Origin of the sequence: Comamonas thiooxydans, assembly GCF_000964545.1 — a bacterium.
Classification (GTDB): domain Bacteria; phylum Pseudomonadota; class Gammaproteobacteria; order Burkholderiales; family Burkholderiaceae_C; genus Comamonas; species Comamonas thiooxydans.
On the sequence record NZ_BBVD01000011.1, the window covers coordinates 49,021 to 69,259 of the forward strand.

The 20,239-nt window shown below is 61.5% G+C and carries 18 protein-coding genes; 9 read left to right on the top strand and 9 right to left on the bottom strand.

From position 1 onward, the window contains the following. Window positions 1–30: 30 nt before the first annotated feature. Window positions 31–1,227 carry a M20 aminoacylase family protein gene (locus tag Cth01_RS18150; RefSeq protein ID WP_045840011.1) on the bottom strand — a complete coding sequence of 399 codons (1,197 nt, stop codon included), beginning with the start codon at window positions 1,225–1,227 and terminating at the stop codon, window positions 31–33. A gap of 338 nt (window positions 1,228–1,565) precedes the next feature. Here Cth01_RS18150 and Cth01_RS18155 point away from each other — a divergent pair, with 338 nt between their 5' ends. Further along, the gene (locus tag Cth01_RS18155; protein ID WP_045840012.1) at window positions 1,566–2,585 is read left to right on the top strand and encodes a DHH family phosphoesterase; all 1,020 of its coding nucleotides are present in this window, start codon (window positions 1,566–1,568) and stop codon (window positions 2,583–2,585) included. Between the two features lie 54 nt (window positions 2,586–2,639). Here the strand turns inward: Cth01_RS18155 and Cth01_RS18160 are convergent, their stop codons facing one another. Further along, window positions 2,640–3,407 (bottom strand): pseudouridine synthase, encoded by a 768-nt coding sequence (locus Cth01_RS18160; protein ID WP_034359415.1) that lies wholly within the window; start codon window positions 3,405–3,407, stop codon window positions 2,640–2,642. A 201-nt stretch (window positions 3,408–3,608) separates the two neighbouring features. On the opposite strand from Cth01_RS18160, the gene rarD reads away from it, so the two are divergent. Then, the gene (rarD, locus tag Cth01_RS18165) at window positions 3,609–4,499 is read left to right on the top strand and encodes an EamA family transporter RarD (protein ID WP_045840050.1); all 891 of its coding nucleotides are present in this window, start codon (window positions 3,609–3,611) and stop codon (window positions 4,497–4,499) included. 81 nt (window positions 4,500–4,580) lie between these two features. Beyond that, window positions 4,581–5,576 (top strand): diaminopimelate dehydrogenase, encoded by a 996-nt coding sequence (locus Cth01_RS18170; protein WP_045840013.1) that lies wholly within the window; start codon window positions 4,581–4,583, stop codon window positions 5,574–5,576. 94 nt (window positions 5,577–5,670) lie between these two features. Here the strand turns inward: Cth01_RS18170 and Cth01_RS18175 are convergent, their stop codons facing one another. Then, window positions 5,671–6,975: an MFS transporter gene (locus Cth01_RS18175; RefSeq protein ID WP_045840014.1), complete on the bottom strand. Its 1,305-nt coding sequence runs from the start codon at window positions 6,973–6,975 to the stop codon at window positions 5,671–5,673. 344 nt (window positions 6,976–7,319) lie between these two features. Between Cth01_RS18175 and Cth01_RS18180 the strand changes: the two genes are divergently transcribed. Beyond that, window positions 7,320–7,667 carry a MoaF-related domain-containing protein gene (locus tag Cth01_RS18180; protein WP_003053278.1) on the top strand — a complete coding sequence of 116 codons (348 nt, stop codon included), beginning with the start codon at window positions 7,320–7,322 and terminating at the stop codon, window positions 7,665–7,667. A gap of 437 nt (window positions 7,668–8,104) precedes the next feature. Here Cth01_RS18180 and Cth01_RS18185 read toward each other — a convergent pair whose 3' ends face one another. Next, entirely contained in the window at window positions 8,105–8,926 is an 822-nt protein-coding gene (locus tag Cth01_RS18185; RefSeq protein WP_045840015.1) for an META and DUF4377 domain-containing protein, read from the bottom strand. A 437-nt stretch (window positions 8,927–9,363) separates the two neighbouring features. Here Cth01_RS18185 and Cth01_RS18190 point away from each other — a divergent pair, with 437 nt between their 5' ends. Next, complete coding sequence (locus Cth01_RS18190) at window positions 9,364–9,822, top strand: DUF2242 domain-containing protein (RefSeq protein ID WP_224648528.1); 459 nt, start codon at window positions 9,364–9,366, stop codon at window positions 9,820–9,822. Window positions 9,823–9,934: 112 nt separating this feature from the next. Here Cth01_RS18190 and Cth01_RS18195 read toward each other — a convergent pair whose 3' ends face one another. The 5 genes from Cth01_RS18195 to Cth01_RS18215 form a co-directional block, all read right to left on the bottom strand. Further along, window positions 9,935–10,816: a M23 family metallopeptidase gene (locus Cth01_RS18195; protein WP_045840017.1), complete on the bottom strand. Its 882-nt coding sequence runs from the start codon at window positions 10,814–10,816 to the stop codon at window positions 9,935–9,937. A gap of 115 nt (window positions 10,817–10,931) precedes the next feature. Further along, window positions 10,932–11,558: an FMN-binding negative transcriptional regulator gene (locus tag Cth01_RS18200; RefSeq protein ID WP_045840018.1), complete on the bottom strand. Its 627-nt coding sequence runs from the start codon at window positions 11,556–11,558 to the stop codon at window positions 10,932–10,934. Window positions 11,559–11,685: 127 nt separating this feature from the next. Further along, complete coding sequence (locus Cth01_RS18205; protein ID WP_045840019.1) at window positions 11,686–13,815, bottom strand: DUF3300 domain-containing protein; 2,130 nt, start codon at window positions 13,813–13,815, stop codon at window positions 11,686–11,688. Window positions 13,816–14,151: 336 nt separating this feature from the next. Further along, on the bottom strand, window positions 14,152–15,564 hold the full coding sequence (locus Cth01_RS18210; RefSeq protein WP_045840020.1) for a YdgA family protein: 1,413 nt from the start codon (window positions 15,562–15,564) through the stop codon (window positions 14,152–14,154). Between the two features lie 311 nt (window positions 15,565–15,875). After that, window positions 15,876–17,693 (bottom strand): glutamine--tRNA ligase/YqeY domain fusion protein, encoded by a 1,818-nt coding sequence (locus Cth01_RS18215; RefSeq protein ID WP_045840021.1) that lies wholly within the window; start codon window positions 17,691–17,693, stop codon window positions 15,876–15,878. 225 nt (window positions 17,694–17,918) lie between these two features. On the opposite strand from Cth01_RS18215, the gene Cth01_RS18220 reads away from it, so the two are divergent. The 4 genes from Cth01_RS18220 (at window position 17,919) to arfB (ending at window position 20,172) form a co-directional block, all read left to right on the top strand. Next, window positions 17,919–18,257 (top strand): hypothetical protein, encoded by a 339-nt coding sequence (locus tag Cth01_RS18220; protein WP_034378402.1) that lies wholly within the window; start codon window positions 17,919–17,921, stop codon window positions 18,255–18,257. A gap of 132 nt (window positions 18,258–18,389) precedes the next feature. Beyond that, on the top strand, window positions 18,390–18,833 hold the full coding sequence (gene aroQ / locus Cth01_RS18225) for a type II 3-dehydroquinate dehydratase (protein WP_034359392.1): 444 nt from the start codon (window positions 18,390–18,392) through the stop codon (window positions 18,831–18,833). After that, window positions 18,827–19,765, top strand: coding sequence for an alpha/beta fold hydrolase (locus Cth01_RS18230; protein ID WP_045840022.1), 939 nt, complete (start codon window positions 18,827–18,829; stop codon window positions 19,763–19,765). Before aroQ ends, Cth01_RS18230 begins: the two co-directional genes overlap by 7 nt. Next, complete coding sequence (gene arfB / locus Cth01_RS18235; protein ID WP_003063861.1) at window positions 19,762–20,172, top strand: alternative ribosome rescue aminoacyl-tRNA hydrolase ArfB; 411 nt, start codon at window positions 19,762–19,764, stop codon at window positions 20,170–20,172. The genes Cth01_RS18230 and arfB overlap by 4 nt, the downstream gene beginning before the upstream one ends. The last annotated feature ends 67 nt before the right edge of the window (window positions 20,173–20,239 follow it).

Below are 20,239 nucleotides of genomic sequence, written 5' to 3' on the forward strand. Positions count from 1 at the left end.
AGCTATGAATAGCGTAGTTCTTGGCTGTCGTCAGGCGGCCGGCTGCTCAAAATAGCGACGTGCCAGCAGATCCCAGAATCTGGAGCCGCGACCGATATTGTCATCGTTGAAGTCGTAGGCCGGATTGTGCAGGCTCACGCCGGGCTGGTCGCCCTTGGCATTGCCAATCCAGCCATAGGCGCCGGGGACGGCCTCCAGCATGAAGCCGAAGTCTTCGGAGGTCATGGCGGGCAGCACGTCGTCAAAGGCGTTGTCGTCACCGACCACTTCACGCATCACGGCGGCCATGAACTTGGCTTCGCGGGCGTGGTTGGTTGTGTTGGGGTAGGAGCCGGGGCGCAGCGTCAACTCGGCCGTGCACAGATGGGCGGCTGCCACGTGGCTGCTGATGCGTTTGAGGCCTTCGACAAACATCTCGCGCGTTTCCTTCTTCAGGGTGCGCACGGTGCCGGCGATGATGGCGTCATCGGGAATGATGTTTTCCACCGTGCCGCTGGTGATCTTGCCCACGGTGAGCACGGCCGAGTCCAGCGGATCGGTGCTGCGTGAGACCAGGGTCTGCAACTGGCTGACGATGGCGCAGGCCACGGGAATCGGGTCCAGCGTGGTGTGGGGCATGGCCGCATGGCCACCCTTGCCATGGACCCTGATCTGAAAGCGCAGGGTGGAGGCCATGATGGGGCCAACGCGCACCGCCATTTGACCTGCCGGCAGCGATGGCCAGTTGTGCAGCGCAAACACGGCTTCGCAGGGGAATTTGTCGAACAGGCCGTCATCCATCATGGCCTTGGCCCCAGCGCCGCCTTCTTCGGCTGGCTGGAAGATCAGGTGCACCGTGCCGTCAAAGTCGGGTTGCTGCGCCAGGGTGGTTGCAGCGCCCAGCAGCATGGTGGTGTGGCCGTCGTGGCCGCAGGCATGCATGCGGCCCTTGTTCTGGCTGATGTGCCCGAAGGTGTTGATTTCCGTGACGGGCAGGGCGTCCATGTCGGCGCGGATGCCGATGCTGCGACCGGGGTTGTCCTTGCTGCGGCCCTTGCCGTAGATGCTGGCGACAACGCCAGTCTGGCCCAGGCCGCGATGCACGGTCAGGCCCAGGGCCGTGAGGTATGCGGCGACCTTGTCGCCGGTGCGGTGCTCTTCGTATTTGAGCTCAGGATTGGCGTGCAGGTCGCGGCGAAAACTGAGCAGCGTACCGAGGTGAGGAGTGATATCGGGTGTAGATCGCATACAGGGGCCGCGGAGCACCCAGCGCTGTAACTGTCGTGGCAGGCAAGCGTTGCGGGCCTGCCGGTGACCGCAGCATTTCAATAGCAAGACCCCCATCATAGGCGTATGCGAAGAGTGGGGGCTTAGGTAGATACCGAAATCAGGGATTTCAGCGCTTGTGCTAACCAAGGAAAAAGCAAGCGATGACTTACAAGGCGTGAAGCCTCTTGCGGGCAGCCGGATGAGCCCTGCAGGCAGTGTCTTGCAGGGCGAAACACCCGCCACGGAAGCAGTCAGCCGTGAGCCCGCAATGCCCGTGCGTCGCCTCGCTCCGGCGCAAACGGCGAAAATACCCGGTTATGACCGCACAGAACGCCAAAATTTCCCTGTTCCAGCAGTTGCTGGTACGCCCCGATCGCAACGATCCCAAGCCCCTCATCCTCTACCATGGCCGTCGCTGCCCCGACGGCTTTGGCGCGGCGCTGGCGGCCTGGCTGTTCTATGAAGGTCAGGCCGAGTTTCGCGGTCTGGATCACGGCGAGATTCAGGTGGCCGACGACCTGGGCGATCTGGCCGGTCGCGCCGTCTATGTGCTGGACTTTGCCTTTGAGCCCACGTTGATGACCGAGATCGAGTCGCGCGTGGCCAAGCTCGTGGTGCTGGACCATCACAAGAGTGCGGCCGAGAAACTCAGCGGCTACCAATGCCAATGCGGCGTGGTGCATTTCGATATGAGCAAGTCCGGCGCGCGTCTGGCCTGGGAGTTTTTCCAGGCCGACAAGCCCGTGCCCGGTCTGATTCGCTACATCGAGGACCGCGATATCTGGAAATGGGAATTCCCCGAAAGCGCGGCGTTTCTCGCGGCTCTGGACATGGAGCCCGTGCGCAGCTTTGAGCGCTGGGCCGAGATTGCGGCCTTCACGCCCGAGCAGGAAACCGTCTATATGGCCCGTGGCGGCGCCATGGACGAGAAATTCCAGAAGCTTTGCGCCGATATTGCCGACGGCGCCCAGGTGCTGGTCTTCAACGGCAGGCAGGGCCTGATGGTCAACTGCCCGGGCATGTTCCACAGCCAGGTGGGTGATTTGCTGGCGCGCCAGAGCGGCAGCTTTGCCCTGATGTGGCATGCCAATCACAAGGGCACCAAGGTGGGCCTGCGCTCGCGCTCGGAGTTCAACTGCATTCCTCTGGCAGAGAGCTTTGGCGGCGGAGGCCATGCCCAGGCCTGTGGCTTCAAGATGGGCAACGAGCGTCTGGTGGAGTTGCTGCAGGGTGAGCTCAAGGCCGAACCCGAAGCGCAATACGAGTTTGCGGCCGCACCAGGCCTGCAGTTCGACGAAGAGGGCAAGTGGATTCGCGCTACGCCAAAGTCTGCGTAGTTGCAGAAAATCATAGCTGTCAACGCTTGAGATACAAGCGCTGACAGCTGTTTCTTATGCTATGGGTTGCCAGCCCGGCAGCGCCAGCAGCTTTTGCCAGTCCCGCGCTTCCTGCAGCTGAGTCAGACTGGACCAGTCGGCCTCGAAGCGCATGAGCTGCCCGCTCACGGGGTGGGCAATCTCCAGTGCCCTGGCATGAAGCCATAGCCGCTGTTGACCCAGGCGTTCGGCCCACCAGCGATTCAGCGGCCCCTTGCCATGGGTGGCGTCGCCGATGATGGGGTGGGCCACATGCTTGAGATGGCGGCGTATCTGGTGTCTGCGGCCCGTGGTCGGCAGGGCTTCGACCAGGCTGATGCGGGTTTCGGGGTGTCGGCCGTCATAGCTTTCGGGCCAGGACAGGCGCGCCAGACAGCGCAAGTGCGTGTGCGCGTCCTGCACCGGGGCATCCTCGGGTGCATCGTCGGGCTTGAGGGGATGATCGACTTCCAACGTTTCGGGCAGCCAGCCGCGCACCAGGGCCCGATATTCCTTGCGGGTTTCATGGGCTGCAAAGCTGGCAGCCAGAGCCTGGGCCGCTTGCTTGTGCAGTGCCATGAGCAGCACGCCGCAAGTGCCCTTGTCCAGCCGGTGCACGGGCCAGACATGATGGCCCAGTTGGTCGCGCAGCGTCTGCATGACAAAGCGGGTCTCGTGCGCATCCAGGCCCGTGCGATGCACCAGCCAGCTGGCGGGTTTGTAGACCACGACCATATGCTCGTCCTGCCAGAGTATGTGCAAAGGCGGATTGGCAGAGCCGTCGGGCAGGGCGGTATCGGGCATGTGGAAGGCAGACAGAAGAGGGCGAGCCGCACTCTAGCGCACAGTGCAAAGCTTTGCTGACCAGGGTCTGCCTGCCGACAGGCCGCTTCGTGGCCGAGAATCGGTGCGGGCCGCTTGACGTCGGCTCATTTTTTGAAGTAGCTGCCAGCGCTTGACGGATCAATGCTGGCCGCCATTTGGAGGCTTGATCTTGTGTCTGTGATGTTCAAGGGTGTGGTGGTTTCGGCCCTGGCGTCCGTGCTGTTCGCCTCGCTGTACTACCTCTCGCCTTTTCTTGCCCCGCTCGATGGCGAGCAGATCTTTGGCTGGCGCGTGCTGGTGACGTTGCCCTTTACCACTGCCCTGCTGTTCGCTCTCAAGGAGGTGGCGGCGGTACGCGACTTGCTGGCGAGAGCTCTGGCCCAGCCCCGGTTTGGAATGCTGCTGGTGCTGAGCTCGGCGCTGCTGGGCGTGCAGCTATGGATTTTCATGTGGGCACCCATGAACGGGCGTGCGTTGCCAGTGTCGCTGGGCTATTTTCTGCTGCCGCTGGTGATGGTCGTGGCCGGGCGTGTGCTGTTTGCCGAGCGTCTGACGCTGGGCCAGAGCCTGGCTACGCTCCTGGCGGCTGCGGGCGTGGCGCATGAGTTCTGGCAGGCCGGCGGCATGTCCTGGGAGACCTGGGTGGTGGCGCTGGGCTATACGGTGTATTTCTCGCTGCGCCGCTGGCTGCAGACCGATACCCTGGCCGGTCACTGGATAGACATGGCGCTGCTGGTTCCGGTGGCCATTGCCTTCACGCTGCGCACGCCAGACAGTTGGCCGCTGGTCGCGGGTCATCCGACGTTATGGGGCCTGCTGCCCTTGCTGGGCATCGTCAGCGCCGTGGCGCTGGCGCTGTACATGATTGCCAGTCGCTGGCTGCCGCTGGGCCTGTTCGGTCTGCTGTCCTATGTGGAACCGGCCCTGCTGGTCGTGGTGGCCTGGCTGCTGGGTGAGAGCATGGAGCCGCAGCAGCAACTGAGCTATGCGCTGATCTTTGCCGCCGTGGGCCTGCTGATCGGCGATGGCTTGCGACATTCATGGCGTGGGCGTTCACACACATCGGACTGAGATTGCTGCAGTTCCAGCCCCAAGTTGGTGCATCGCAGGGCAATAATTGAAGTTTTGTTTTGTTTGAAGGAATAGCTCGTCATGGCATCGACCTCATCCCCTATCCGCGTTGCTATCGTCGGTTACGGCAATCTGGGCCGCGGCGTGGAAGCTGCTGTCGCCAAGAACCCCGATATGCAGCTCAAGGGGATTTACACCCGTCGCGACCCTTCCCAGCTCCAGCCCCTGAATGCAGGTACGCCTGTGCATTCCATGGATGTTTTGCTGTCGCACAAAGGTCAGGTCGATGTGCTGATTCTCTGCGGCGGCTCCAAGGACGATTTACCCAGGCAGGCGCCCGAGCTGGCGGCTCATTTCAATCTGGTCGACAGCTTTGACACCCATGCCCGCATCCCCGAACACTTTGCCAATGTGGACAAGGCCGCTCAGGGGGGTCAATGCACGGCCCTGATCTCGGCCGGCTGGGACCCCGGCATGTTCTCCATCAACCGCGTGCTGGGTGAAGCCCTGCTGCCTGACGGCGCTACCTACACCTTCTGGGGCAAGGGCCTGAGTCAGGGCCATTCCGACGCCATCCGCCGCGTGGAAGGCGTGGCCGGCGGCGTGCAGTACACCATCCCTGTGGAAGAGGCGGCCAACAAGGTGCGCTCCGGCGTGCGCCCCGAGCTGTCCACCCGCGAGAAGCACCAGCGTGAATGCCATGTGGTGCTCAAGGATGGCGCCGACGCCGAAGCCGTGCGCAAGACCATTGTGGAAATGCCTCACTACTTCGACCAGTACGACACCACGGTCCACTTCATCAGTGCCGAAGAGCTGGCTCGCGATCACTCTGCCATGCCCCATGGCGGCTTTGTGATCCGCAGCGGCAATACCAGTGCCGAAAACAAGCAGGTCATCGAATACCGCCTGCAGCTGGACAGCAACCCCGAGTTCACTTCCAGCGTGCTTGTGGCTTATGCACGCGCCGTGCATCGCCTGGCCCAGGCTGGCCAACATGGCTGCAAGACGGTATTTGACGTGGCCCCTGGCCTGCTGTCGCCCAAGAGCGCCGAACAACTGCGTGCCGAGCTGCTGTAAATCAGCCGCCGCGATCAGCAAAAAGCCTCGCAGGGTCTGCGAGGCTTTTTTGTGTCGAAACGGGTTGCAGCGTCAATTGCCCGATGATTGGCAGCTATTGATTTTCAAGTGCTTGCGGGGGCTCGAGGCCGCTTACGCGCGCCGCATCTTCGAGCCTGTCCACATCGCGCAGGGGCTTGAACAGTGCCATCCAACCACCCACCACGCCCAGCGTGCACAGGCTGCCCAGAATGGCGGCGGGAACTGCGCCGAACCAGGACGCGCTGCTGCCTGCGCGGAACTCGCCCAGCTCGTTGGAGGAGCCGATGAACAGCATGTTCACCGCATTCACGCGGCCGCGCATATGGTCGGGCGTGGAAAACTGCACCAATGCGCCGCGAATATAGACGCTGACCATATCGGCTGCACCGGCCACGGCCAGTGCAAGCATGGACAGTACAAACCAGTGCGAGAGCGCAAACACCAGATTGGCCAGTCCGAACACTGCTACGGCGGCAAACATCACCTTGCCCACGCGGCGGTTGATGGGGCGCGATGCCAGCCACAGGCCCATGCAGACCTCTCCCGCAGCCATGGAGGAGCGCAGCAGGCCCAGGCCTTGCGGACCTACCTGAAGCACCTCGTGCGCATAAACGGGCAGCAGGGCCACAACGCCACCCAGCAGCACGGCAAACAGATCGAGCGAGATGGTGCCAAGGATGATGGGGCGGGTACGCATGAAATGCAGACCTTCGGCAAAGCGTTGCCACATGGTGGTTTGCACGTCAGTGACGATCCTGGGGCCGGCAAAGTGTACGGGGACCTGGCTCAGCAGGCCCGCACCCAGAAGCAGAGCGACGCCGCAGACCGCATAGGTCAGCACGCCGCCGCCGAGCGCGTACAGCAGGCCGCCCAGCACGGGAGCGGCAATCGCCGAGATACGCATCAGCATGCTGTTGGTGGCCAGGGCCTGGGCCAGTTGCTCGCGGGCAACGATCTGCGGCAACAGGCTTTGCAGCGCCGGACCGCTGAAGGCGCGACTGCAGCCAAACAGCACCAGCACTGCATAAATCCAGTGCACATTGTGCGCGCCGCTCTCGGCCAGCAGCCAGAGCAGGCCCGAGCAGACTGCGGCCACCAGCCAGCTGATGCCAAGCAGGCGCTTGCGGCTCATGCGGTCGCTGAGATCGCCAGCGGGAATCAGCAGACCCGCCATGGGCAGGAACTGCGCCAGCCCGACATAGGCCAGAGACAGAGGCTCGCGGGTGATGTCGTACACCTGCCAGGCCACCACCACTGCCTGCATCTGCTGGGCAAACATGGCAAGCATGCGTGCCAGCACGAAATTGACAAAAGCGGGATCGCGCAATGGCGGGATGGAGGAGGCCTGAGGCGCTGTAGAGGTGACGGGGGTGGACAAGGTGAGATCCGTGAGTGCGGCTGAGGAGGCGGGAGTTGGCCTGGGCCGACGTCCTGCCTTGGCGACCTGAAATGTCAGAGGGCCGAGTATGCGCGATCGCCTTGTTTTCTGCAGTGCCTATGGCCGTTCTGAGCATTCACTTCTGCTGCGGTTCATATCCGGCAAGCAGGCTGCGGATTAACCTTCATGCCATGCAGGAGAGAAGCCTTGTTTGTCAAAAAATGTTTACCGACGAAGGCATGAGTCACTTTCCCACACGCAAAGAAACGGCGGCGATTCATCATAGCTTCACACAAATGGTTTGGCGTTATGAATAGCGAAGCTTTCTCTCAAGGAGTCACATCATGTCCATGCTTTCGATGCAATACGCAGGAACTCTTCTGGGCCGCGAAGCAGTCATTGAATTCCCGGACAGCCAGGCCCAAGTCCGCTACACCGCCAGCGGTCAGATGCGCTGGCGCGTGGTGGACTCGCAAGGGCATATTTCCGAGGGCTGCGAGAACCTCAGCTATCTGCAACTCAGCGACCACCTGCATTTTTTGAACTGGATCGAGAAAACCGGCTTCACGGTCAGCCAGGTCATAGACTCGGCCAAGGGCACGGTGCAGGCTTTCTGGTCCTACGCTGACAACCAGTGCGAAAGCGGCCATCGTTCTTCCATGTTTGTGGAAGGTCGTTTCCGTCTGCGTTGAATCTGTCTGCTATTGCCTGGGGCATGGAGCCGGGGCAGGAGCCAGCTCAATGATTTGTGTGTGAGGTCAGTGACTTTCCTCTCTTGCCGACATCCGAAAGGTGTCGGCTTTTTTCTCCGTGAAACATTGCAGGCTCAATCATCCCTGCGTATTTTTTGATCGCAGGGCCCGAAGTCAATGCCTGTGCGGCCTCGCTCTGCTTTTCCGAGGCTTGTCCACAGGCGGCTCCACAGACGTTGGGCATAACCTGTAATCCTGTTTTCCGAACTACTGCGTTCAGAAAACATTCCCTAAGTAGTTATTGCCAAAAGAAAATCGTCCTTTGGCAACGAACCATGTTTGATGAAACGTGGTGCGTGAAACATCGGCGTTGAATGTACGCATGAAAATAGAAAAGCCGGCACCAGGGCCGGCTTTTTCAATGCCTGAGCGCCGGCTTACTTGCGCTTGTCGGCGATGGCCGAGGACACCACCATGTCCAGCACATAGACATAGCTTGAAGCATCGGCGGGTACATTCTGGCGCTTGAAGCGGTTGATGCGCAGCACATTGCTCACACCGGTTTCGTGCTTGTAGCCTTCAATCTCGCTGTAGAAGTTCTCCCATTGGCCGGTATAGGTCTTGACGCCGTTGTCGCCATAGCGGATCTCGCGTACCTGCAGACACTGATGGCGGCCTGCACCTGCACTACAGGCCTTGCGCTCGGGACCGACCTCGAGAAATATGCGTTCGGGCGCGCCGCCGTATTGGGTCTGGGCAGTGGGCTTGCCGTTGAGCTGCCAGCGCGTGCCATCAATGAATTGCAGCGTCAGGCGAGGCTGTTCAGTGGAGGAGCCGCCGAGCTGCACATTCCATTGCTTGGCCGTAGGCAGAATGCGCGCTACCTTCTGCTCCAGCATCATCAGCTGGTTGTCATTGCAGGCACGCAGGGTGCTCATGCCGCGCTGCAGATTGATGCGCTGGCCCTCAACGGTGTAAGCCGACGAGATGACGTTGCACAGATTCTTGACGACGACGCGCTGATCCACGAAGTCCAGCTCGATAGGTGCCTGGCTGGAGCCCAGAAACCAGCTCTGGTCCTCATTGCCAGCCGGTGTGTAGGCCTGCTGCAGTTTCCAGTGGTAGGCGGTCAGCGACGCGGCATCGCCTGCGGAGCCTGTAGGGCCGGGCTTGCTTGCACCGCCACCGCTTGTCGTACCGCAGGCGGCAAGCGTCATGGAAGCAACAAGGGGAAGGCACCAGGTCCAGCGAAATTTCATAGGGTTTCCTTAAGGTCGAATAGAGGAATACGGCAAACCGTGTCAGCAGAAACAGAGTCTCTGTTGACCATATCAGTTCCCTGCGGGTTTTATCTGACCTTAACCCAACGTTGCGGTTGTTTTGCGCTTCGACAACCTCAGAGTGTCAACAAATGCTGCACGCGGAAGGGCGGAGAAATCAGATGTGCCGCCCGGGCGTGAAGCCCCTGTAAAGATCGAAAAAATCCGTACGACTAGACAGCGCTTCGTCAAATTAGTCTTTGCCAAGCTGCTACGCTTCAAAGGTTCGGGCTATGAAGAAACTACGGCCCAGGCATCAAGGAGTTTCTGTGCGCTTAGGTGGTGTTGCTTTGTTTGGGCTGAATTGGGGGCGGCTGGGTTCTGTGGGCATATTGGCAGGTTTGCTGGGGGCATGCTCGGCAACCGCACCTCAGCATATGCCGGTACAGGAGACTTTTGACTCCAGTTCCACGTTTTCCCGCGGCTTTGATGCGACACCGGCACAGACTTGCGAGGCCGCACGTCGCGCCTTGTTGAGCCAGGGTTATATCGCAACGGCCAGGACGCAGGAGCTGATAGAAGGGCGCAAGAACTTCCAGCCCAATACGGAGACCAATCTGGAAATCAATTTCCGTGTGGTCTGCGTGCCGCAGACCAGTGATGGCCTGGTCAGTCTGGGTTTTGCGACAGCGTTGCAGGATCGCTATTCGCTAAAGAAGAGTGCAACCTCGGCCAGCGTGGGGGTGAGCGCTCTGGGTTCGCTGTCTCTGCCGTTTTCCTCCAGCAACGATTCGCTGGTCAAGGTGGGCAGCGAGACCATTTCCAAACGCAGCTTCTACGACAGTTTCTTTGAGTTGGTGGAGAACTATCTGAAGCAGGATCGGGATGCACCATAGTTTCGAGCAAACCGATCTGCAGCGTTTGGTAGGTCGGGCGCTTGTGATTCTGATCTGGTAGCAAGAACTAAAAAGCGGCTCGCTGAGCCGCTTTTTCGTCTGCGAGATCCGTTCAGATGAACAGCGCCGGGTCCACCATGGCGCGGTTCAGCATCACGCTCCAGTGCAGGTGGGGACCGGTCACGCGGCCTGTGGCTCCGACCTTGCAAAAGGAATCGCCTGTCTGCAACTGGTCGCCCGGCTTGCAGTCCACCTGGCTCAGGTGGCAGTACATGGTGAGCAGGCCGCCGCCATGGTCCAGCCAGACCGTGCCGCCGTTGAAGAAATAGTCGCCCACATCGATCACCTTGCCGGGTAGCGGTGCACGCACCGGCGTGCCCGTAGGGGCGGCGATGTCCATGCCGCTGTGCGGATTGCGCGACTGGCCGTTGAAGACACGGCGCAGGCCGAAACTGCTGGAGCGGCGACCCGGCACCGGCACGCGCATGTGCAGGCTGCCGGAAGGCAGCGGCTCTGTGAAGGTGGCCATCACGGTCTTCAGGTGGGCGGCCTCGCGTTCGTAGCGGGCATTGTCTTCGGCAGACAGGTCCACCGTCTTGGGTGAGACCTTGAGGCGTTGCTCCACATACTGTTTGTCGCGCACCGTATAGCTCATGGTGCGCAAACGGCCGTCGGCCCTCACGCCAACGCTTTGCTCACCCAGTGTGGTGGCAAGCGGTATGCCCACGAGTGCAGTCCATTCGATCATGTCTCCCACCACCAGAACCTCGGCCTCCGCTGCCGTGACCAGGGGACGTGCGGAAGCAGGGCCCAGCGACAGGCGTGCGACGCCGCCGGGAACCCTGCTGTCCTGCGGCCAGAGCGCGCTGTCCGAGTTGGCGCTGCGCGCAGCCCAGGCTGGTGCTGCGGCAAACAGCGCCGATTGCGCCATCCATTGCAGCAGGCGACGGCGCTCGGGAGGGAGAGAAGGGTTGGAAATTTTTTCGGCTGGCATGGTGCTTATCGGGTTGTGCAGGCATTGTGCTGTATTGCTATCGATAGCGGAGCTAAAGGCGATACAGGGATGGGAGCTTTACGCATGTCTATGACTTGCAGGTCGGCAGCGGCGATCAGGGCAGGCGCATGCTCAGGGCCAGATCCAGCTGTCCCAGTTGCTCCAGGGCCTGCACTGCACCGAGCCGGTCGCGCTGCTGCTTGTTCTGGCTCAGCTTGAACTTGGCTTCCAGGCGGTCGACGGTAATTTCCAGGCCCACGATGGCGCCGAGCATGCGTTGCAGATAGTCGGGCGGAGCATCGCTCATTTTCCATGGGGCCTGGGCATTGTTCCGAGCCTCATGGCGGCGGGTGAGCCGGCCCACCACGCCGCGCACGAACTTTTCATCATCGCGCACACCGATGCGGCCGTGCGCATGGACCACACGGTAGTTCCAGGTCGGGACCTGCTCATGGTTCTCGTGCTTGCTGGGATACCAGTTGGGGGAGATATAGGCCTGCTCGGCACGGAAGATCACCAGCACGGAGCTGTCGTCCCGGATCTGCTGCCACACAGGGTTGGCGCGCGCCACGTGGGCGATCAGGCGCAAAACGCCGTCCTCGTCCTGCAACAGCTCGAAAGGCAGGTGATTGGCGTCCAGCCCCGAGTCGGAATGGGTGACCAGGCAACCCAGCGGGTGAGCCTGGATCAGAGCATGCAGGGCAGTGGGGTCGTCGACCTTGAAATGGCTGGGTTTGTACATGAAGGCTGCTGCAATGAGTGGCGCAAAAACGAATGAGCTTCTATGAGCTTGTTTATACCGTCATGCAGGCTGCGCACTGACAAGCCGCCTGCATGGCAGGCGGCATGGTACGAAGGCGAGTGGCGTTTCAGCGGTGCTCGCGATCCCCGCGCGAGCGGCCCTCAGACCGCGTCGCTTGCATGCGAGCCTGTTGCTCGGCTTGGTGCTGTTGAGCCTGCATCTGTGCCTGCTGCTGGCGTTGGGCCTGTTCCTGTGCCCGTTGTTGCTGCATCTGGGCCTGCTGCTGGCGCTGTTGTTGTTCACGAGCCTGTTGCTGCTGCATTTGCTGCTGGCGCTGAGCTTGCTCCTGGGCGTGCTGCTGTTGCATCTGCTGCATCTGCTGCATCTGGGCCTGCTGCTGGCGCTGCTGTTGTTCACGGGCTTGTTGCTGCTGCATTTGTTGCTGGCGCTGAGCCTGTTCCTGGGCGCGCTGCTGTTGCATCTGCTGCATCTGTGCCTGTTGCCGACGCTCTTGCTGTTCAAGGGCTTGTTGCTGCATTTGTTGCTGGCGCTGAGCCTGCTCCTGGGCGCGCTGCTGTTGCATCTGCTGCAGCTGTGCCTGTTGCCGATGCTCTTGCTGATCACGGGCTTGCTGCATTTGCTGTTGGCGTTGAGCCTTCTCCTGGGCACGCTGCTGTTGCTGCTGCATCTGGGCTTGTCGCTGGAGCTCCTGCTGCTCGCGGACTTGCTGCATGGGCTGCTGACGCTGGGCCTGCTCCTGGGTGTGCTGCTGTTGCACCTGCACAGGAGTCTGCTGCTGCATTGCTTGCTGGCGCTGGGTTGGCTCCTGTGGGCGTTGCTGCATGGCTTTCTCCGCCGTGGCAGCCTGCATCTGCGGCGCCTGCGGTGGATGGCGATCATGCGGGTCTTGCGGCGGCATCAAAGTATTGCCATTGGACGCGCGTGGCCCGCCTGGAACCTGGTTGGGTCCCTGGGCAAAGCCCGGCCTGCCCTGTAGCTGTGTAGCCAGAGGATTCTGTGCTGGCTGGCGCTGGCTCAGGGCATGACCACCGGCAGCGAGGGCCGCTGCTGTTGCGCCGCCAGCAATCGCGTCCGGCTGCAGTCCATGCTGTGCAGCGAAGATGCCTGCAGTCTGAGGCTGTCCGGTTTGTACCTGGCGCTCGCCTGCGGCATTTTCATGGGTGCTGTTGATATAGGTGTTGTCCGTGCGATGGATGTTCTGCACCACGGTTCGCGACTGCGATATATAGGTGGTGTTGTTGTAGACCACGGCCGGACGGGCTTGCGGGGGCGGGGGGCGCTCGCCGTGACGCCAGGGCCTTTCGGGATCGCCCCAGTGCATATTCCAGGCATTCCAGCCCCAGGACGGATGTCTGTCCATGGACCCGGCCAGCACGATGGCGGTGCCAAAGCCCAGCAGGCCGGCAATCACGGGCACGCCTGCCACGGGAGCTGGAGGCGGCACCTCCACATAGCGGTAGCCGCCATATACGGGCAGCGGCTGACCGTAGACTGCAGCCGGGTCGTACTGAGGAACGTAGACCGTATCCACTTGGGTGGGGCTGATTTCAATGAACTGCTCCGGCGGCTCTATGACCGGGTCGGGCAGCGGTGTGACCACGGCTCCTGGCGTATAGGCCACGGCGGCAGGCGTGGACGCCAGGTTGACCTTGAGCTGGCTGGAGGTCTTGAGCGTGCCGGCCTTGTAGGCACGGTTGCGCATGACCTGTATGGCGTTCATCACATCCGAGGGATCGTTGTAATAGGCTTTGCCCAGCGCCGTGGTCCAGGGCAGGTTGGAGGCCATCTGTTCCAGCACATTGGGAAACTGGGTTAGTGATTTGACGGAAGGGTCCCAGTTCTGGGCGTTGACGGCATTGCTCAGCGCCGTCTTCTGCAGTCCGGGGTTCTGCCCCAGCCAGGTTTCGGCGGCGCTGATCTGGTCTGGATAGGTGGCACCGGCCAGGATCTGGGCCACAAGCTTGTCCGGGTAAAGCGCAATCGGCGCCACCATCCGGTAGAGCGCGTCAGCACCGGGTGGCACATAGGCTGCGGGCTGAGGCTGGGCGGCATCGGGCGTGGCGGAAGGTACCGAGGCTGGCGGCGCACTGTCCGCCTTGATCGGCGAATCCTTATCGTTGCAGGCGCTCAGCGCCATGGCGGCGGCCAGGGCAATCATGCCTGGATGCCATAGGCGGGCGACCGTTTTTGGCTGCAGTTCCGGCTGCTCGGGCCGGGTCCTGGGGAAATGCGACATCTGACGCTCCTTGCGCCGCGCCGTGCAAATCACGGTGCTTTGGCGGATGCTGTTTTAACGCCAGTTTTGAGCCGTTGTTGACAGAGTGTTGTAAGCAAATAAAGCGTGTGGTTGCAGGCCATGCTCCGAGAGATATCGTGAATTTTGATAGCTTCTTTCGCAGTGTGGGTAAGGGCTGAAGGCTGAAAACAATGAACACTTCGGGCAGGAGTTGCTGACGGTGCTTTCTCGTCTGCATCTTCATACTCGGGGGGCGTTCTTCCCATGAAAAAGGCCTGCGCGAGGCAGGCCTTGGAGCTATCCGCGAAGCAACAGGCCTCCCGGGTCTGGGTCACATCATTCGGTCATGGTGCCCATGAGTGTGCTGGTACCCATGGCGTCCAGCGGCTTGCCGTTGACCTGGAATTCCCCCTTGGCATAGACGATCTCGGTGCGCATCTTGCCGTCCTTGTCTTCAAAGATGCCTTGCTCCTTGAGCATGTCCAGGCTGGCTTGAGTCTGGGCTTTGGCGGCTTCCTCGATATCTTCGGGTTTGTACTCGCTCTCGTCTTCAAACACGGCCAGCAGGCTGGAACGTCTGCGCGAGAGCATCATGTTTTCCATGAAGGGCTTGGGCATATCGGCCTTGAGGCTGACCTTCAGATCCTGCAGCAGAGTGCCCATCTTCTCGCCATCGCCCAGATACTGAATGGCTGCCGCGAACTCGCTCACGCCGTCGGGGGTGCGCATGGACAGGCGTTTGAGCTCGATCACGGGCTGGCGCGCCAGGGCCTGTGTCAGCGACTTGAGCATTTTCTCGCGCAGATCGCCGCTGCCCTGCTCCTCGGCATCTTCGTCGTCAGTGGCCTCGCCGAGCAGCGGGTTCTTGCGCTTGCTCATTTCCACGACCTGGTTGATCCAGTTGGCATCGACATTGTTGAAGGCCATGTCCAGCATCAGGTCGTCAGCCTGTTTGTCTTCGAGTTTGGCGGTCTTGATGCCGGTCTTGAGCGTCATTTCCACGACCTCGCCTTTGAGGATGGTGTCCGAATCCATGGTGATGCCTTCGAAGTGGCTGGCAGAGCTTTTGCCTTCCTCTTCCTGCTTGGTGGCGGCAATCTTGGCAATCGTCATGGCAAAAGGGCCGGTCCAGAACTGCTGGCCCGGGGGCTGTTTCATGTCGAAGCGCATATCGGCCTTGTCCAGCGTCACGCTGCCTTCCTCGTCCTTGAACTGCAGGCCGGCGAAGCTGCCCGTGCCCTTGGCGGCCTTCATGTCGGCGGGCATGTCCCAGACGATCTTCATGCCGCCCCAGTTCATTTCGCTGTCCTTGATCTTGCTGCTCACGGCCGGCGACGTCATGACGTTGGAGCTGCTGCGGCCCCAGCCGACCTTGGTGTCGACTTCCAGCGGAGAGCGGCCGTTGAGCGCGGTTTTCAGCGCCGGGTCCGCGTCTTCGGGCAGATCGAAGCTGGTGTGAATCTCGGCGGCATGGCCAAGGGGCAGCGGACCGTGGCTGATCTTGTGCTCGGCGGTGAACTGGACGGGCTCGTCGCTGCTGTCCAGGGTCCATACCGTTTTGGCGGTGGAGGAAAAAGCGCCGCGGTCATAGCTGGTGACCTGAATCTTCACGCCATGCTCGCTCCACTTGTCCAGGCCTTCGGTAAAGCTTTGCTGCAGTTTGCCGCCCATGTAATAGCTGGTGCCCAGTGTTCCTGCCACGATCACGGCGATGGCCGCTGCAATGCCTGCTCCTGCTTTTCTGTTCATTCTTGACCTTTGATGAAAATAAAAAATCCGCGAATGAATTGCGGATTGGTAATGTTGCGGTGAGCAGGATTCTAGAAAGAAAATAATCAAATGCTCTGAATTTCAGAACATTTTATGCAAATGTTTATCGAGTATTGAAAATCAATACCGGCGGTATTCATTTCAATATGTAACCAGAATTCATTGGGCGCTATCCATTTTCCGATCGGAGAACCGAATAGCTTTTCTCGGGATAAATGCCGCGGCAGTTTGCGCAATAAAAAAAGGCCGCCAGTGAATCCTGGCAGCCTTGTTGAAACCGGCTGGAGTGTTTACTTGCCCCAGCTGTCCTTGAGTCCCGTGATCTTGTTGAACACGGGCTTGTCGCTGCGGTGATCCTTGCGGTCGGCCACAAAGTAGCCAAAACGCTCGAACTGGAACTTGTCGTCAGCCAGAGCCGCCTTGAGCGAAGGCTCCACATAGGCGGTGACGACCTTCAGGCTGTCGGGGTTCAGCAGGGTCAGGAAATCCTTGCCGCCGGCATCGGGCTGCGGGTCGGTGAACAGACGGTCGTACATGCGCACTTCGGCCTGCAGGCCATCGGCCGCGCCCACCCAGGTGATGGCGGCCTTGACCTTGACGCTGTCGGCGCCCGGTGTGCCGCTCTTGGTGTCGGGCACCACGGTGGCCAGCACCTTGGTCACATTGCCATCGGCGTCCTTTTCGGCGCCCGTGCATTCGATCACATAGCCGCCCTTGAGGCGGACCTTGTTGCCGGGGAACAGGCGCTTGTAGCCCTTGGGCGGCACTTCGGCAAAGTCTTCGCGCTCGATCCAGACTTCGCGGCCAAGGGTGAAACGGCGCTCTGGCACGGTTTCACCTTCCACCGCGTGGGGCAGGGCGGGCAGGTGGCAGTCCTCCAGATGTTCGGCGCTGCCAAACACTTCGGCCCAGTTGCTGAGTTCGAGCTTGACCGGGTCCAGCACGACCATGGCGCGGTGTGCCTTGTTTTCCAGATCTTCACGCAGGCAGCCGTCCAGCGTGCCGTAGTCAATCCAGGCGTAGTCCTTGGTCACGCCGATGCGTTCGCAGAAGTTGCGGATGGACTCCGGCGTGTAGCCGCGGCGGCGCAGGCCGACCACGGTGGGCATGCGCGGGTCGTCCCAGCCGGTGACGAACTGGTTGTCCACCAGATGCTTGAGCTTGCGCTTGCTGGTGATCACATAGGTCAGGTTCAGGCGCGAGAACTCGTACTGGCGGGGCTGGGGGGCGTCGATCAGACCGCCTTCGCGCAGGTGGTTCAGCAGCCAGTCGTAGAAGGGGCGCTGATCCTCGAACTCCAGTGTGCAGATGGAGTGGGTGATGTGCTCGTAGGCATCCTCGATAGGGTGCGCAAAGGTATACATCGGGTAGATGCACCACTGATTGCCAGTGTTGTGATGCTCGGCGTGGCGCACGCGGTAGATGGCAGGGTCGCGCAGATTGATATTGGGCGCAGCCATGTCGATCTTGGCGCGCAGCACGGCGGCGCCATCGGCCAGCTTGCCGTCCTTCATGTCGGCAAAGCGCTGCAGGTTTTCGGCCACGGAGCGGTCGCGGAAGGGGCTGTTCACGCCGGGACGGGTGAAGTCGCCGCGGTTGGCCTTCATCTCGTCGGCCGACTGCTCGTCCACGTAGGCCAGGCCTTGCTCGATCAGGTAGACCGCACAGCGGTACATGAAGTCGAAGTAATTGCTGGCGAAGTAGAGGTTCTCGTGTCCGTCGGCATCCTTCCAGTCGAAGCCCAGCCAGCGCACGGCATCGATGATGCCGTCCACATATTCCTGGTCTTCCTTTTCCGGATTGGTGTCGTCGAAGCGCAGATGGCAGACGCCGCCGAAGTCGCGTGCCAGGCCGAAGTTCAGGCAGATGGACTTGGCATGACCCACGTGCAGATAGCCGTTGGGCTCTGGCGGAAAGCGGGTGCGGATCTTGGCTTCGTCTACCTGGCCGCTCTGGTGATGCTGGGCATCGCCGGGCGCGCCGCCCCAGTGACGGGCGGCATAAGTGCCCTTGTCCAGATCCGATTCGATGATCTGGCGCAGGAAGTTTGTGGGCTTGACCGCTTCGGGGGCGGTGTTGTTGGATTTGGAGGCGTCAGCAGAGCTCATTGCACCATTTTAGGCCGGCTGCCATGACCTCATGTCGATCTGCGGACACTGCAGCTTTGCCGCGTGTGCATTTGGACACAATGTTTTGGAGGAACCGTGCCATCCTGACGGGACTCTGAAACGTTATATCCCCAAGGGCCGAAGGCGCAGCACAGATTTGCAAGCTTGCCCCGGTGACACATAAACAGAGGAGAGATTGTGATGTCCAGAACAACTTCCCCCCGCATGGCCAGGCTGCTTGCCGCTGGCTCTATCGCTATTGCTGGCCTGATGGCTGCCGCAGGCGCCCAGGCGCATGGCGGCGTCAGCCTGTCGGTCGGCATCGGCGTGCCCGGCGTGGCCGTGGGCGTCGGCGCTCCCGTTTACGCCACACCCTATATGGCGCCCGCCCCGGTCTATATGCCGCCGCGCCCTGTCTACTATGCGCCTCCGGCACCGGTCTACTATGCGCCGCCGCCTCCCGTGTATCGTCCCGCACCCGTGATGGTTGTGCCCGGCCCGGTCTATTACGGTGGCGGCCCGCGCTGGCGTGGTCATCGCCATCATCATCATCACTATCGCTGATGACATCGATGACGGAGCCCTGAAAGACTCTGCACCACAGACGGCTGCCCAGGCAGCCGTTTTTTATGCCTGCGGGTCGGTTGCAGCGCTCGCATAATCCGGGCAGTCCTCAAAAATCAGGAGAGTGCTTCCGTGAAAACCGTCTATGTCCTCAATGGCCCGAATCTCAATCTGCTGGGCATGCGCGAACCCGCCATCTATGGATCGGCCACGCTGGCCGATGTGCGCCAGCTTTGCGAAGAGGCCTGTGCACGCCATGGCCTGAAGCTGGAGTTCCGCCAGAGCAACCATGAGGGCGAGCTGGTGGACTGGATTCACGAGGCAGGCCGGTTGCACTCCAAGGGGGAGTTGCAGGCGCTGATCATGAATGCAGCGGCCTACACCCATACCAGTGTGGCAATTCTCGATGCCGTCAAGGGCACGGCCGTGCCGCTGGTGGAGTTGCACATCAGCAATGTCCATGCGCGTGAGAGCTTTCGCCACCATTCCTATCTGTCGGCCACGGCGCGCGCCGTGATGTGCGGCTTCGGCGTGGCAGGCTACGGTCTGGCCATCGATGCGGTGGCGCAGTGGTGACATCGGCGGTTGAAGCAGCCTGTTCGCTGGAGCAGGTCTCGCAGGAACTGGGGGTCGAGCTGCCGGCAGCCATTGCCCGGCTGCAGGCCACGGCGCAGCGCGTGCAGACCCGGCTTGGAGAAGCCGCCGACAGCGGCTTGATGGTCTGGCATGGCTGGCAGCCCCCGGCCGGGGTGGTGCAGCGCGGTCTGCCCCTGGTGCTGCTGCATGGCGGCAGTGGCAGCTGGACGCATTGGTTGCGTGTGATTCAGCCGCTGACCGAGGCGGGCTACAGCCTGTGGCTGGCCGATCTGCCGGGTTTTGGTGAATCCGATGGAGTGCCCGGCGGCATGGATGTGGACACCATGCTGGAGCCTCTGGCCTATGGCATTCGGCAGTTGCTGGGCAATGCCGATACGGGTCCGGTCTGCGATCTGGTCGGCTTTTCCTTTGGCGGCATGACAGCCGGTCTGCTGGCTGCCGAGCATCCGGAGCTGGCCCGGAGGCTGGTGTTGGTCGGCGCTCCCGGCATGGGAATGACCGAGGGACGCAGCGTACGCCTGCTGGGCTGGCGCCACCTGCCGGGGCTGGAGGCACAGATGCAGGCCCATCGTCACAATATCGCGGCCCTCATGCTGCATGACGAGGTGCTGATCGATGAAGAGACGCTGGCACTGCATGCGCTCAATGTGGCTCGCGACCGACTGCCGCGCAGACGGCTGTCGCGCACCGATGTGCTGGCCCGGGCCCTGACCCATATCAAGGTGCCGGTGGCGGCGATCTATGGCGAGCATGACCCTCTGTATGCGGGCTGCCTGGCCGAGCTGCAACTGCTGATGCAGCGTCAGTGCCTGGGGGCGCTGGACTGGCAGGTGATGCGGAACGTCGGCCATTGGGTACAGCACGAGGATCCGGCCACCTTCTGCGCCGCGCTGCAGGAGGCTCTGTCGTGAGCAATGCGGCCGCCTTCGAGCTGACCGAAGCCGATGTGCAATGGAGCGCCGTGCGCGCTCAAGGCCCGGGCGGCCAGAATGTGAACAAGGTGGCCAGCGCTGTGCATCTGCGCTTTGACGTTCGAGCCTCGCGTCTGCCGGTCGATGTGCAGCAGCGCTTGCTGGCGTTGGGCGATTCGCGCATCACCACCGATGGAGTGGTGGTCATCAAGGCGCAAAAATACCGCACTCAGGAACACAATCTGTGGGATGGGCTGCAGCGCCTCAATGCGTTGGTAGCCACGGTTGCAAGGCCGCCACGCCCGCGCAAGCCCACCAAGCCGACCTGGGGCTCGCAGCAAAGACGCCTGCAGGGCAAAAGCCTGCGCTCCGGCATCAAGGCATTGCGCGGGCGGGTGCATGACTGAGCTTGTGTAGCGGCAAAGCCACGCTCAGGTCGGTCAACTGTATCAAAAGGCATGCGCGCACCCTGTC